This is a genomic window from Stenotrophomonas africana (assembly GCF_013004645.1).
GTDB classification, from domain to species: domain Bacteria; phylum Pseudomonadota; class Gammaproteobacteria; order Xanthomonadales; family Xanthomonadaceae; genus Stenotrophomonas; species Stenotrophomonas africana.
Genome location: NZ_JABEME010000004.1, coordinates 109,982 through 122,937 on the forward strand (window position 1 = coordinate 109,982; position 12,956 = coordinate 122,937).

Consider the following 12,956-nt stretch of genomic DNA (forward strand, 5'->3'; position numbering starts at 1 on the left):
GTTGCCGATGTCCCGTACAGCTCCCCGCATCCATACCGATCCGGCGCAGATCGCGCGCCTGGAAGCCCTGCTGCCGCAGCTGGAGGGCGAAACGCAGGTGCAGCTGACCCTGCACGATGGTCGCCGCCTGCTCGGCACCGTGGCGGTGAAACCGACCGTGCAGCAGTACCGCAACGAAGCCGGCGACGAAGGCAGCAATGGTCAGCTGCGCCTGGATGACTACGACACGCCGGTGCAACAGCATCATGTGTGGCTGGATGAAATCGCCAGCGTCAACCGCCTGCCACCCAAGGCGCCTTGATCGGATGTAGAGCCGAGCCCACGCTCGGCTTCGCCGTCGCCCGAGCGTGGGCTCGGGCGCTACCGGTGTGTCAATGCTCGAACAACGTCGGCGTCGCCTCGAACCGGCGCGCATAGGCGCGTTCTTCCGCCACCCGGGCCACTTCGTCATCGGCCAGATCCGGTGCGCCGTACACCGCATAGGCCACGCTGCCGTCGGCGCCATGACCGACCTGGTGCAGCCGGTAGCGTGAGTGGCCGCCGCCAGTGTCCTCGGGGTAATGCACGGGCGGATGGCTGCCTTCCAGGTCCATTTCACTGTTGTCGACCACGCCACCGACGAACAAGGCTCGCATGCAGGTTCTCCTGGGTTTCCGGGGGAGCCTCTACCCTGAACGTTCCAATGTTGCTGGCAGATCAAGGCCCCGTTCGGGTTTCGCAAAGCGGCTGCCGGGGCCGGCCCGGCCAAGCCGGTACAATGGACGGCCCTCACGCTTGAAGTACCCGCGCCGATGGCCTCCAGCGACGACGCCCCCCTGCAGACCCTGTTCCTGCCGTTCTCCCAAGGCGCCCTGCGCTGGCCGGAAGGCCCGGTGGCCTTCCTGCGTGCCCGCGACGGCTGGCCGCTGCGCGAAGCGGCCGGCAACCGCGAGGTGCACTGCGAGCAGAGCTTTGCCCCGTTCGCGCAGCCGCTGCAGCAGGCCGCCGGCTGGACCGTCAGCGGCCAGCTGGATGATGTGGCCGGCAAGGGCCGCTACCCGCTGGTGCTGGTGCTGCCGCCGCGCCAGCGTGAGGAAGCCCGCGCGCTGTTCGCCCGCGCGCTGGCGCTGGTCGCCGACGGCGGCCGCATCGTTGCCTGCCAGTCCAACAACGAAGGGGCACGCTCGGGCGAGGGTGACCTCAAGCAGCTGACCGGCCTCGGTGGCAGCCTGACCAAGAACCACTGCCGCGTGTACTGGACCGCCCCGATGCAGGGCCAGCACGACGCCGACCTGGCCAAGCGCTGGTCGGCACTGGATGCGGTGCGGCCAATCGTCGGCGGCCGTTTCCTCAGCCGCCCGGGCGTGTTCGCCTGGGATCGCATCGACCCGGCGTCCGCGCTGTTGGCCGAGCACCTGCCGGCCGACCTGGCCGGGCGTGCTGCCGACCTCGGCGCGGGCTATGGCTACCTGTCGCGCGAGCTGCTGGAGCGTTGCCCGAAGATCACCGCGCTGGACCTGTACGAAGCCGAGCAGCGCGCGCTGGCCCTGGCCGAACTGAACCTGGCACCGCCGCCGCGCCCGCTGCCGCTGCGCTTCCTGTGGCGCGACGTCACCGCCGGCATCGAGCCGGGCTACGACGTGATCATCAGCAATCCGCCGTTCCACACGCCGTCGCGCGCCGACCGTCCTGACATCGGCCAGCGCTTCATCGCCGTGGCCGCGCAGGCGCTGCGCCCGGGCGGACGCCTGTACGTAGTGGCCAACCGCCATCTGCCGTACGAGTACACGCTCAACGAGAGCTTTGGCGCGGTGCGCGTGGTCGCCGAGCGCGATGGCTTCAAGCTGGTGGAAGCGGTGAAGGGGAAGGGCAAGTGAAGCTGGTCAAGCTCATCGCCAACCTGGGCTATGGCAGCCGCAAGCAGGTGCAGTGGATGTTCCGCGAAGGCCGCGTCACCGACGCCGACGGCGAGGTGCTGTACGCCGACGACCAGGTGCCGCACGAGGCAATCCGGGTCGACGGCGAGCCGCTGGACCCGCCGGTGGGCCTGTCGATCGCGCTGCACAAGCCGGCCGGCTACACCTGCTCGACCAAGGACACCGGCCGCCTGATCTACGACCTGCTGCCGCCGCGCTTCCGCGACCGCGATCCGGTGCTGTCCACGGTGGGCCGCCTCGACCGCGAGACCAGTGGCCTGCTGCTGCTGACTGACGATGGCAGCCTGCTGCACCGGATCATCTCGCCGAAGTCGAAGCTGCCGAAAGTCTATGAGGTCGAGTTGAACGACGACCTGCGCGGCGACGAGGTAGCGCTGTTCGCCAGCGGTACGCTGATGCTGGAGTCCGAGAAGACGCCCCTGCTGCCGGCTGAACTGGAAGTGCTGGATGCGCGTCGCGCGCGCCTGGTGCTGCACGAAGGCCGCTACCATCAGGTACGCCGCATGTTCGCCGCCACCGGCAACCACGTGCAGGCCCTGCACCGCAGTCGTGTTGGCGGGCTGGACCTGCAGGGACTGGACGAGGGGCAATGGCGGCAGCTCACTTCCACCGACCTGGATACGCTGTTCGCTCCATGACCACCATTGCTGCGCTGCCGTTCCTCCCCGACGCCGTCATCTTCGACATGGACGGCCTGATGATCGACAGCGAGCGGGTCTCGCTGGCCTGCTGGAGCGAGGCCGCCGACGAATTCGGGTTGGGCCTGGACGAGGCGGTGTTCCTGCGCATGGTCGGCCTCGGTGACCGTGACACGCACGCGCTGCTGCGCGCGCAGGGCATCGAGGACAGCGTGATCGACGCAGTGGCGGCACGTTGCCATGAGCTGTACGAAGCACGCACGCAGACCGGCCTGCCGCTGCGGCCGGGCATCCTGGAGCTGCTGGAGCTGTTGAAGGCGCACGCGGTACCGCGTGCAGTGGCAACCACCACGCGGCAGCCGCGGGCCAACCGCAAGCTGGCCGCTGCCGGCCTGCTGCCGTATTTCGATGCGGTGATCACCAGTGGCGACGTGGCGCGGCCGAAACCGGCGCCGGACATCTACCTGCTGGCCGCGCAGCGGCTGGGCCAGGCCCCGGAACGCTGCCTGGCGCTGGAAGACTCACCGGCCGGTACGCGCGCGGCATTGGCCGCCGGCATGACCGTGATCCAGGTGCCGGACCTGGTGCATCCTGACGAAGAGCTGCGCGCACTGGGCCACCGCATCGTCGGCTCGCTGGTGGATGCGCACGCGCTGCTGCTGCCGCTGCTGCCGAGGTAACCGGTAGGTGCCGACCGCTCCTGACGGTGGGTGCCGACCGTTGGTCGGCACACCCTAATGCTTCGGTAGGTGCCAACCTTGGTTGGCACGCCCAATGCCCCGGTAGGTGCCAACCTTGGTTGGCACGCTTTTCAATGCAGCCGAGCATGGCTCGGCTCTACATCCGTTGGTGGGTGCCGACCGTTGGTCGGCACACCTGCCCCATCATACCCGCCCGAACACCAGCGCGGCGTTGGTGCCACCGAAGCCGAAGCTGTTGGACATCACCGTATCCAGCTTCTGCTCGCGGCTTTCGCGCAGGATCGGGAAGCTCTCCACCTTCGGGTCCAGTTCGCCGATGTTGGCCGAACCGGCGACGAAGCCATCGCGCATCATCAGCAGGCAGTAGATCGCCTCGTGCACGCTGGCCGCACCCAGCGAATGTCCGGACAGCGCCTTGGTCGAGGACAGCGGCGGCACCGCATCACCGAACACTTCGCGGATCGCATTGAGCTCGGTGACGTCGCCCAGCGGCGTCGAGGTGCCGTGCGTGTTGAGGTAGTCCAGCGGGCGATCGACGCCCTGCAGCGCCATCTTCATGCAGCGCACCGCGCCTTCGCCGGACGGCGCGACCATGTCGGCGCCGTCAGAGGTCACGCCATAGCCGATCAGCTCGGCATGGATGTGCGCGCCGCGCGCAACGGCGTGGTCGTAATCCTCCAGCACCAGCACGCCGCCACCACCGGCGATGACGAAGCCGTCGCGGTCCTTGTCGTACGGACGCGAGGCGCTGGCCGGGGTCTCGTTGAAGCTGGTCGACAGCGCGCCCATCGCATCGAACATCACGCTCATCGACCAGTGCAGGTCTTCACCGCCACCGGCGAACATGATGTCCTGCGCGCCATGGCGGATCATGTCCGCGGCGGCGCCGATGCAGTGTGCCGAGGTCGCGCAGGCGGCCGACAGCGAATAGCTGACGCCCTTGATCTGGTAGGCGGTGGCCAGGCAGGCCGAGACCGTCGAGCACATCGTGCGCGGCACCATGTACGGGCCGACCTTGCGCACACCACGTTCGCGCAGCAGGTCAACCGCGCCGATCTGCCATTCGCTGGAGCCGCCTCCGGAACCGGCGATCAGGCCGGTGCGCAGGTTGCTGACCTGCTCGGGGCTGAGCCCGGCATCGGCGATGGCATCGCGCATGGACAGGTAGGCGAAGGCTGCCGCATCACTCATGAAGCGCTTCTGCTTGCGGTCGATCAATGCGTCCAGGTCGAGGTCGACACGGCCGCCGACCTGGCTGCGCAGGCCGGCTTCGGCGTGGTCGGCCAGGGCGGTGATGCCCGAGCGCCCTTCGCGCAGCGCGGCCGAAACGGTATCCAGATCATTGCCGAGGCAGGACGTGATGCCCATGCCGGTGATGACGACGCGACGCATCAGAAGCTCCCGGTTTCAGTGAACAGGCCGACGCGCAGGTCGCGCGCGCTGTAGATTTCGCGGTCATCCACGTACATGCGCGCGTCCGACTGGGCCATCACCAGCTTGCGGTTGATGACGCGGCTGATGTCGATCTCGTAGCGCACCCGCTTGGCCTCCGGCAGTACCTGGCCGGTGAACTTCACCTCGCCGCAGCCCAGTGCGCGGCCCTTGCCGGGGGCGCCCAGCCAGGTCAGGAAGAAGCCGGTCAGCTGCCACATGGCATCCAGGCCGAGGCAGCCGGGCATCACCGGGTCGCCGATGAAGTGGCAGCCGAAGAACCACAGGTCCGGGCGGATATCCAGTTCGGCGCGTACCATGCCCTTGCCATGCGGTCCGCCGTCCTCGCGGATGTCGGTGATGCGGTCGAACATCAGCATCGGATCGTTGGGCAAACGGCCGGCGGCGGCGCCGAACAGTTCACCGCGTGCGCTGGCCAGCAGCTGTTCGCGGTTGAACGCGTGGAGACGGGTCATGAAGCACAATCCTGGAAGCGGGGAAACAGGGAAACAAGCGCTCGAGGATGCCCGTGGAAACTGCGCCGATCAAACATTTCAACCGTACGCAACCGTAGTGTTTTCAATGGAATACGCGCATCCTGTTGATGTGCAACGACCATACTTCGGCGTGTGGCCCGTTCGGCACGCCCCCGCCCTTTCCGCCTGACATGACCCGACTGCGCAAGATCATCCACGTCGACATGGACGCGTTCTACGCGTCGGTGGAGCAGCGCGACGATCCGTCACTGCGCGGCAAGCCGGTGGTGGTGGCATGGCGCGGCGCACGCTCGGTGGTGTGCGCGGCCTCGTACGAGGCCCGCGTGTTCGGCGTGCGCTCGGCGATGCCGGCGCTGCGTGCCGAACGCCTGTGTCCGGATGCGATCTTCGTGCCGCCGGACTTCGCGCGTTACAAGGCGGTGTCACGCCACGTGCGCGAGATCTTCCTGCGTCACACCGACCTGGTCGAGCCGTTGTCGCTGGACGAGGCCTACCTGGACGTGACCGAGCCGAAGAGCGGTATCGAACTGGCCACCGACATCGCCCGTACCATCCGCACGCAGATCCGCGAGGAAACGAACCTGACTGCTTCAGCCGGGATCGCGCCGAACAAGTTCCTGGCCAAGATCGCTTCGGACTGGCGCAAGCCCGATGGCCAGTTCGTGATCCCCCCGCAGCGGGTGGATGCGTTCCTGCTGCCGTTGCCGGTGAACCGGGTGCCCGGCGTCGGCAAGGTGATGGAAGGCAAGCTGGCCGCACGCGGTATCGTCACCTGCGGCGACCTGCGGCAGTGGGCCTTGATCGATCTGGAAGAGGCGTTCGGCAGTTTCGGCCGCAGCCTGTACAACCGCGCACGCGGCATCGACGAGCGCCCGGTGGAGCCGGACCAGCAGGTGCAGTCGATTTCCTCCGAAGACACCTTCGCCGAGGATCTGCCGCTGGAAGATCTGGGTGAGGCCATCGTGCAGCTGGCGGAGAAGACCTGGAATGCCACGCGCAAGACCGAACGCGTCGGCCACACCGTGGTGCTGAAACTGAAGACCGCGCAGTTCCGCATCCTCACCCGCAGCTTCACCCCGGAGCGCCCGCCGGAATCGATGGAAGAACTGCGCGACATCGCGCTGGCCCTGCGCGCCCGCGTCGACCTGCCGGCGGAGACCCGTTACCGCCTGGTTGGTGTCGGGCTGGGCGGCTTCCGCGAGAAGGAGCCGGTGGTGCAGGGGGAGCTGTTCGAGCACGACATGAACAATCCCACAGGTACCTAATCATCAAACAGTGGGGTCAGAGCCCGTTGCGCAGCAACGGGATCCGACCCCGTGCCGACCAACGGTCGGCACCCACCATCAGCAGCAGGTTCCGAGAGATAGCGGGAAACTGTCGAAGGCGGGGTGGGTCCGATGGCAGGGGTGTGAGCGGCATGGATGCCGCGACCAAGCCCCCATGGACGGGTTCACGGCGTCCCCTGCCATCGGACCTACCCCGCCAACCTACAGATATCCAGCTGTTGCCGTTGCGTTGCCGTTGCATTGAGCAGGTGCAGGGCGCAGCCCTGCAAAACAACCCTTCACCTTAAGGCCACTGCATCTCGCCCTTGGCCACCTTCGCACTCAATTCCAGCGACTCCACGCCCGCCAGCTTCGGGTAGCGCGCCTGCATCGCTTTCACCAGCGCCGCACTGTCCTTCGCCTTTGCCGCCTCAACATCGAACGCGCGGATGTAGTCCGCGGTGAAGCGCAACGCACCGGCATCCAGTGCCACTCCCGGCGCGTAGTGCCCCGGCACCACCACCTTCGGCTTCAGTGCCTGCAGCCGCTGCAGGGTCTGCAGCCAGTTGGCATGCGACTTCGGCGTCTGCGTATCGGCCATCCACACGTGCTCGCCGGCTACCACCGGAATGCCACCGACGATCGCGCGCAGCGACGGCACCCACAGCACCGTGCGGTCCGGGGTCGGGCCATCCAGGCCGATCAGCGGCAGGCGCTGGCCTTCCAGCTGCAGGGCGTCGCCGTCCAGTACCTGCGGCACCACGATGCGTGCCGGCACGTCGGCGCCCATCTTCGGTCCCCAGTAGGCCAGCTTGCCGGCCTGGGTCTGCTGGATATGGGCGACGGTCTGCGCGGTGGCGACGATGCGTGCCTGCGGGAAGGCGTCCTGCAGGGTGGCCAGGCCGAAGTAATAGTCCGGATCACCGTGGCTGATGTAGATCGTGGTCAGCTGCTTGCCGCTGGCGCGGATCAGCTCGACCAGCTTGCGCGCGTCGCTGGCGCCGAACTGCGCGTTGACCAGGATCGCATCGTGGCGGCCTTCGATCAGCACCGAGGACACCGAGAACATCGCCTGCGGCCCGGGATGGAAGGTCTGCAGGTGCAGCTGGGATTTCGTCGCCGCCGCCGGCGCCGTGGTGGCCGGTGCGGCCAGCAGCGGCGCACAGGTGAAGCTGGCGGCCAGGGCGAGGGGAAGCAGCAGGGCAGCGGTACGCATGGGGATTCCTTGTGTAGAGCCGGGCCAATGCCCGGCTGCAGGTTCGCGTAGAGCCGAGCGCGGGCTTGGCTCTACAAGGGACGCGCGTGGATCAGTACGCCGCAGTGATGATCTGCTTCGGGTACTGGTGCGCTTCCAGCTCGGCGACGAACGCGGCGCCGTAGTCGGCGTAGCTGATGCGGCTGTGGCCGCTGGCGTCGGCGAGGAAAGCCTTGGGCTGCACGCGGTACTGGCCGCGCTCTTCGCCCGGGCCGATTTCGGCGGCTGGCGAGAAGAAGGTCCAGTCCAGGTCGTCCACTGCCTGCAGGCGGTTGAACGCTTCACGGTGGGCCAGCGCGTAGGGCTTGTAGGCCTCCGGGAAGGTGGGGGTGTCGACCAGCTGCACGCCGGGGGCGACCTCCAGGCTGCCGGCACCGCCAACCACCACCAGGCGCGGCACGCCGGCCTTGCGTGCGACGGCAGCCAGCTGCGCGGCGACCTCGCCGACGCGACCGATGTCATCGCCCGGGCGCGGGCCGTAGGCACTGGCCAGCACATCGTGGCCGGCGATGGCGGCAACCAGCGCGTCCTGGTCATCCAGCGAAGCGATCACCGGATGCGCACCGGCCAGTTCTGCCGGAAGGTCCTGCGCGCTGCGCACGATGACAGTGAGTTCGTGGCCGCGGGCCAGCGCGTGGCGGGCGATCTGGCGGCCGATGTTGCCGGTGGAACCAACGAGGGCGATCTTCATGGCAGGACTCCGTGAGCGGTGTGGGGTGGGAATGGCGCCACTCTAGGCTGCTGCAGTTGCTCGAAAAACAGCGTATAACGCGCTTGTTTGTTGCATGGATCGAGCATATGGACCGATTGACCGCCATGACCGTGTTCGTCGAGGTCGCCGAACGCGGCAGCCTCACCGCCGCCGCCGAAGTGCTGGACATGTCACGGGCCATGGTCAGCCGCTACCTGGCCGAGGTCGAGGGCTGGCTGGGCGCGCGCCTGCTGCACCGGACCACGCGCCGGGTCAGCCTGACCGGGCCCGGGGAGGCGGCGCTGGCGCGCTTCCGGCAGATGCTGGCGATCGGCGAGGAACTGCAGGGCGAGCTGGCCAGCGATGATCCGGAGCCGCATGGCACGCTGCGGGTGACTGCCAGCGTGTCGTTCGGGCAGAGCCACCTGGCGCGGGCGGTGGCCGGCTTTGTTGCGCGCCATCCGGCGGCACGCATCGAGCTGCTGCTGGTCGACCGCACGGTGAACCTGGTGGAGGAGCGGGTAGACCTGGCCGTGCGCATCGCGCGCCAGATCGATCCCAGCCTGATCGCGCGGCGGCTGGCCACCTGCCGCTCGGTGCTGTGCGCGACGCCGTCCTACCTGCAGGCACGCGGCACGCCGACTGCTCCCGAGCATCTGGCCGCGCACAACTGCCTGACCCACCACTACGTCGGCAAGAGCCTGTGGCAGCTGCACCGAGACGGCCGTTCGCTGTCGGTGGCGGTAGGCGGCAACATCAGCGCCAACGAGGCCTCGCTGCTGTTGGAGGCGGTGCGGGCCGGTGCCGGTATCGCCATGCTGCCGACCTACCAGGTGGCGCCGCTGCTGCGCAGCGGTGAGCTGATCGAACTGCTGCCTGAATTCAGTCTGGACGAACTGGGCATTCATGCCGTGTACGCGTCACGGCGCCAGCAGCCCGCTATCATGCGGCGATTCCTGGATTTCCTGGGCGAGTGCTTCGCCAGCCCGGCCTTCCAGGATCTGGATTGGCGCCCACCGGGCAAGGAGAACACATGAACCATGGACAGGCCTTGATCGACCACAACCGTGCTGCCTGGGACCGCCAGGCCAGCGAAGTGCGCGAATGGTCGCGCCCGGTGGAAAGTTCAACGATTGCCGCCGCGCGCGAAGGCCGTTGGCAGGTGCACCTGACGCCCCGCGCGTTGCCGCTGGACTGGATGGGTGATGTGCGCGGCCGCCGCATCCTCTGCCTGGCCTCGGGCGGTGGACAGCAGGCACCGGTGCTGGCCGCTGCGGGCGCTGACGTCACCGTGTTCGATCTCTCCGACGGGCAGCTGGAACAGGACCGCAGGGTCGCCGCGCGCGATGGCCTGCAGCTGCGCACGGTGCAGGGCGACATGCGCGATCTGCACGTGTTCGCCAACGACAGTTTTGATGTGGTGTTCCATCCGATCTCCAACCTGTACGTGCCTGATGTGCGCCCGGTGTGGACCGAATGCCGCCGCGTGCTGGCGCGCGATGGCATGTTGATGGCCAGCTTCTACAACCCGGTGCTGTTCGTCGGCGCGCGCGATCCGCACCTGGATGCGCAGGGCCTGATCCGGCCGCAGTACGCCATTCCCTATTCGGACCTGGAAGACCTGCCGCCAGCCGAGCGCGAGGCAAAGCTGGCACGGGGCGACGCACTGACCTTCGGCCACAGCCTGACCGAACTGATCGGTGGCCAGCTGGATGCCGGCTTCATCATCGATCGCTTCATGGAAGACTGGCAGCCGCAGCCGCGTTTCCTGATCGACCGCTACCTGCCCACGTTCCTGGCTACCCGCGCGCGCCGCATCGGTTGAGGCGGATCGGTGCAAAAACCAGCGGCGTACAATGGACGGCCCCACGTCATGCAGGTGCCGTCCCTTGTCGTATCCCTATCCGCTGGTCGTGTTCGACCTTGATGGCACGCTGGTCGACAGCGCAGCTGATATCGCCGAAGCGCTGAACCGCACGCTGGAGGACATCGGTGTGGCACGCGTACCGGAAACCACGGTACTGGGCTGGATCGGCGACGGTGTGCGCCGCCTGGTCGAGCAGGCCCTGCAGGCGGTCGGCCGGGTGATCGACCTGGCCGAAGTGATGCCGATCTTCATGGTGCACTACCGCGAATGCCTGCTGCGCAGCCCGCGCCTGTTCGATGGCGTGGGTGAAGCGCTGGCACAACTGCGTGCACGCAACGTGCCGCTGGCGATCTGCACCAACAAGCCCGAAGCGCTGGTGCCGCCCCTGCTGCAGCACCTGGGTATCGGTGATGTGTTTGCGCTGGTGCTGGGGGGCGACTCGCTGCCGCAGCGCAAGCCCAGCGGTGAGCCGCTGCGGCACATCGCCGCGCACTTCGGGCTGCCGGTGGACGCCTGTCTGATGGTGGGGGATTCGTTGACCGACTACCGCGCGGCCGAAGATGCCGGCATGCCGATCGCGCTGGTGCGCTACGGCTACCCGCGCGGCCTGGACCTGGCCACCGCGCATGCCGTGGCGGTGATCGACGATCTGCGTGAACTGCCGGGGTTGCGGGGCTGAAGCAGGGGGTAGTGCCGGCCGCTGGCCGGCAACCCGGAATGCGTTGCCGAAGGTCATGATGTTGCCGGCCAGCGGCCGGCACTACCATGACCGTTGCGGTCACTTCGGCTGGTAACGCACGCTCAGCTGGTACTCGCGGCCGGGCTGGTTGAACCACGCCACCGTCTCATACCTGCGGTCGAACACGTTGGCGGCACGCGCCAGCAGCGACCACGACGGCGTCAGCGCGTACTCGGCGCGCAGATCCAGCGTGCCGTAACCTCCCACCTTCACTGCGTTGGCGGCATCGTCGTAGCGCTTGCCGGCACCCTGCACGGTCAGGCCTGCACGGAAATCACCGAAGCGACGGTCGATGTCCAGGCGCCCGGTCTGCTGCGCACGGCGTGGCAGCCAGTTGTCGAACTGGGTGCTGCCGCCGGTGCGGTTGCGCGGGTCGGTGTAGCTGAGCTGTGCGTTGATGTCGAAGCCGGCCAGCAGCACGCCACCGGTCAGTTCGGCGCCGCGGATGCGGGCCTTCTCCACCTGCTGCATCTTGAAGGTCGCCGCATCGTAGGTAATCAGATCATCGATGCGGGTTTCATATACGTCCAGGCCCCAGTGCCAGCCCTGTCCCTGCTGCGAAACGCCCAGGTTGGCGCTCTTGGACTTCTCCGGGTTCAACGTCGGCACGCCGCTCCACGGGTCGTACAGATCGCTGAAGGTCGGTGCCTTGAACGCCGTGCCGTAGCTGGCGTTGACGCGCAGGCCGTCGCCCAGTTCCATGGCCCAGCCAACGCTGCCGGTGGCGTGGTTGCCGAACTGCTGGTTGTCGTCATTGCGCGCGCTGGCCTGCAGCTGGTGGCGGCCGAAGCGGCCCTGGTACTGCACGAACACGCCGGTGTTGCGGCGGCTGTCGACGAGGTAGCCCGCGCTGCTGCCATCCAGATCGTCTTCGCTCCAGTCCACGCCTGCGCTCAGCAGCTGACCTTCGGCCAGCGTGATGTCGCCCTGCAGCGAGGCGCTGTCGCGGTGGGTCTGTGCGCTGCCACGGGCACCGAAATCACCGAAGTTGTCCGACTCGTTGTCACTGCGGCCGACGTTTGCGGTGAATGCCAGGCGCTCGGACGGGGTGTAGCGCACCTTGCCGGCCAGCACCTGCTGGCGGGTTTCCGAATAGTTGTAGTAGCCGTCGTAATGGTTCTTGCCGTCGGCGCGCAGTGCGCTGCCTTCCACGTTCCACTGGTCGTTGAAGCTGTAGCCGCCGCGCAGGCTTTTGGACAGGTTGCGGTAGCCGTCGCGGTCGTGCTCGTCGGCAAAGCAGCCCGCGGTGAACACCGAGGAAGAGCCGCGGCAGGCATCGATGCCATCGGAATGCTGGTAGGCGATGTCGGCACCGAACCAGCCGCGCTCGGTACCACCGCCAATGCCACCGCTGGCTTCACGCAGGCCGTTGCTGCCACCGCCAAGCTGGAAATGCGGGGCGAAATCGCCCTGGTTGCGGCGGGTGAAGATCTGGATCACGCCACCGATGGCGTCGGCGCCGTACAGGCTCGACTGCGGTCCGCGCACGATTTCCACGCGCTCGATCTGCGCCAGCGGCAGGTCCTGGTACATGGCCAGGCCGAGGTCGGCACTGTTGATGCGCACGCCATCGACCAGCACCACGGTGTGGCCCGAGTTGGTACCGCGCAGGAACAGCGAGCTCTGCTTGCCGAGGCCGCCGGCATTGGTCAGGTTGATGCCGGCGCGGCCGCGCAGCAGCTCCTGCAGCGAGGTGGCCTGGCTGGATTCGATCTGCGCGCGGTCGATGACCTGCGCCGGCGCGATGCTGTCCTGCAGCGCGATGGGGGTGCGGGTGGCGGTGACCAGGATCTGGTCGAGCGCGGTGGTGTCATCGGCGGCCTGGGCCAGCGCGGGCAGGGCGGCCAGCATGGCCAGGGACAGCATTCGGGACTGCAGCTTCATGGGGGACTCCAGGTGCCACGCACGCCCGCGTGGCGAAGGGGAGGAGCCGCGAAGGCAGGCACGCGCCGATGC

At 67.8% G+C, this 12,956-nt stretch carries 14 protein-coding genes; 8 read left to right on the forward strand and 6 right to left on the reverse strand.

All coding sequences use genetic code 11. The features are described 5' to 3' along the window. The first annotated feature begins 7 nt into the window (after positions 1-7). Entirely contained in the window at positions 8-301 is a 294-nt protein-coding gene (locus HLA98_RS09150) for a DUF3247 family protein (RefSeq protein WP_057501666.1), read from the forward strand. Between the two features lie 70 nt (positions 302-371). Here the strand turns inward: HLA98_RS09150 and HLA98_RS09155 are convergent, their stop codons facing one another. Continuing rightward, on the reverse strand, positions 372-635 hold the full coding sequence (locus HLA98_RS09155) for a hypothetical protein (protein ID WP_005407925.1): 264 nt from the start codon (positions 633-635) through the stop codon (positions 372-374). Between the two features lie 156 nt (positions 636-791). On the opposite strand from HLA98_RS09155, the gene HLA98_RS09160 reads away from it, so the two are divergent. Genes HLA98_RS09160 through HLA98_RS09170 form a run of 3 tightly spaced genes read left to right on the forward strand, consistent with a single transcriptional unit; the run spans position 792 to position 3,234 of the window. Next, on the forward strand, positions 792-1,856 hold the full coding sequence (locus tag HLA98_RS09160; protein ID WP_057501667.1) for a class I SAM-dependent methyltransferase: 1,065 nt from the start codon (positions 792-794) through the stop codon (positions 1,854-1,856). Next, positions 1,853-2,554: a pseudouridine synthase gene (locus HLA98_RS09165; protein WP_049445925.1), complete on the forward strand. Its 702-nt coding sequence runs from the start codon at positions 1,853-1,855 to the stop codon at positions 2,552-2,554. Before HLA98_RS09160 ends, HLA98_RS09165 begins: the two co-directional genes overlap by 4 nt. Further along, positions 2,551-3,234 carry an HAD family hydrolase gene (locus tag HLA98_RS09170; RefSeq protein ID WP_049445923.1) on the forward strand — a complete coding sequence of 228 codons (684 nt, stop codon included), beginning with the start codon at positions 2,551-2,553 and terminating at the stop codon, positions 3,232-3,234. Before HLA98_RS09165 ends, HLA98_RS09170 begins: the two co-directional genes overlap by 4 nt. A 204-nt stretch (positions 3,235-3,438) precedes the next feature. Here the strand turns inward: HLA98_RS09170 and fabB are convergent, their stop codons facing one another. Beyond that, positions 3,439-4,647 (reverse strand): beta-ketoacyl-ACP synthase I, encoded by a 1,209-nt coding sequence (gene fabB, locus HLA98_RS09175; RefSeq protein ID WP_057501668.1) that lies wholly within the window; start codon positions 4,645-4,647, stop codon positions 3,439-3,441. Then, positions 4,647-5,162 carry a 3-hydroxyacyl-[acyl-carrier-protein] dehydratase FabA gene (fabA, locus tag HLA98_RS09180; protein ID WP_049445920.1) on the reverse strand — a complete coding sequence of 172 codons (516 nt, stop codon included), beginning with the start codon at positions 5,160-5,162 and terminating at the stop codon, positions 4,647-4,649. Before fabA ends, fabB begins: the two co-directional genes overlap by 1 nt. A 191-nt stretch (positions 5,163-5,353) precedes the next feature. On the opposite strand from fabA, the gene dinB reads away from it, so the two are divergent. Continuing rightward, positions 5,354-6,448 carry a DNA polymerase IV gene (gene dinB / locus HLA98_RS09185; RefSeq protein WP_057501669.1) on the forward strand — a complete coding sequence of 365 codons (1,095 nt, stop codon included), beginning with the start codon at positions 5,354-5,356 and terminating at the stop codon, positions 6,446-6,448. A gap of 304 nt (positions 6,449-6,752) precedes the next feature. Here dinB and HLA98_RS09190 read toward each other — a convergent pair whose 3' ends face one another. Then, positions 6,753-7,664: an MBL fold metallo-hydrolase gene (locus HLA98_RS09190; protein ID WP_057501670.1), complete on the reverse strand. Its 912-nt coding sequence runs from the start codon at positions 7,662-7,664 to the stop codon at positions 6,753-6,755. A gap of 91 nt (positions 7,665-7,755) precedes the next feature. Further along, entirely contained in the window at positions 7,756-8,394 is a 639-nt protein-coding gene (locus tag HLA98_RS09195; RefSeq protein ID WP_057501671.1) for an NAD(P)-dependent oxidoreductase, read from the reverse strand. Between the two features lie 107 nt (positions 8,395-8,501). On the opposite strand from HLA98_RS09195, the gene HLA98_RS09200 reads away from it, so the two are divergent. From HLA98_RS09200 to gph, 3 genes are all read left to right on the forward strand, one after another. Further along, positions 8,502-9,431 carry a LysR family transcriptional regulator gene (locus HLA98_RS09200; protein WP_032128732.1) on the forward strand — a complete coding sequence of 310 codons (930 nt, stop codon included), beginning with the start codon at positions 8,502-8,504 and terminating at the stop codon, positions 9,429-9,431. Further along, complete coding sequence (locus tag HLA98_RS09205; protein ID WP_057501672.1) at positions 9,428-10,219, forward strand: class I SAM-dependent methyltransferase; 792 nt, start codon at positions 9,428-9,430, stop codon at positions 10,217-10,219. The genes HLA98_RS09200 and HLA98_RS09205 overlap by 4 nt, the downstream gene beginning before the upstream one ends. A gap of 64 nt (positions 10,220-10,283) precedes the next feature. Next, positions 10,284-10,940: a phosphoglycolate phosphatase gene (gene gph, locus HLA98_RS09210; protein WP_049444873.1), complete on the forward strand. Its 657-nt coding sequence runs from the start codon at positions 10,284-10,286 to the stop codon at positions 10,938-10,940. 99 nt (positions 10,941-11,039) lie between these two features. Here the strand turns inward: gph and btuB are convergent, their stop codons facing one another. Next, positions 11,040-12,884: a TonB-dependent vitamin B12 receptor gene (gene btuB / locus HLA98_RS09215; protein WP_057501673.1), complete on the reverse strand. Its 1,845-nt coding sequence runs from the start codon at positions 12,882-12,884 to the stop codon at positions 11,040-11,042. Positions 12,885-12,956 lie beyond the last annotated feature (72 nt).

Coding starts and splice junctions, on each gene's coding strand:
- fabB (WP_057501668.1), bottom strand. CDS start 4,647: ATGCGTCGCGTCGTCATCACCGGCATGGGCATCACGTCCTGCCTCGGC.
- HLA98_RS09195 (WP_057501671.1), bottom strand. CDS start 8,394: ATGAAGATCGCCCTCGTTGGTTCCACCGGCAACATCGGCCGCCAGATC.
- HLA98_RS09205 (WP_057501672.1), top strand. CDS start 9,428: ATGAACCATGGACAGGCCTTGATCGACCACAACCGTGCTGCCTGGGAC.
- btuB (WP_057501673.1), bottom strand. CDS start 12,884: ATGAAGCTGCAGTCCCGAATGCTGTCCCTGGCCATGCTGGCCGCCCTG.
- HLA98_RS09200 (WP_032128732.1), top strand. CDS start 8,502: ATGGACCGATTGACCGCCATGACCGTGTTCGTCGAGGTCGCCGAACGC.
- HLA98_RS09160 (WP_057501667.1), top strand. CDS start 792: ATGGCCTCCAGCGACGACGCCCCCCTGCAGACCCTGTTCCTGCCGTTC.
- fabA (WP_049445920.1), bottom strand. CDS start 5,162: ATGACCCGTCTCCACGCGTTCAACCGCGAACAGCTGCTGGCCAGCGCA.
- HLA98_RS09190 (WP_057501670.1), bottom strand. CDS start 7,664: ATGCGTACCGCTGCCCTGCTGCTTCCCCTCGCCCTGGCCGCCAGCTTC.
- HLA98_RS09155 (WP_005407925.1), bottom strand. CDS start 635: ATGCGAGCCTTGTTCGTCGGTGGCGTGGTCGACAACAGTGAAATGGAC.
- HLA98_RS09150 (WP_057501666.1), top strand. CDS start 8: ATGTCCCGTACAGCTCCCCGCATCCATACCGATCCGGCGCAGATCGCG.
- HLA98_RS09170 (WP_049445923.1), top strand. CDS start 2,551: ATGACCACCATTGCTGCGCTGCCGTTCCTCCCCGACGCCGTCATCTTC.
- dinB (WP_057501669.1), top strand. CDS start 5,354: ATGACCCGACTGCGCAAGATCATCCACGTCGACATGGACGCGTTCTAC.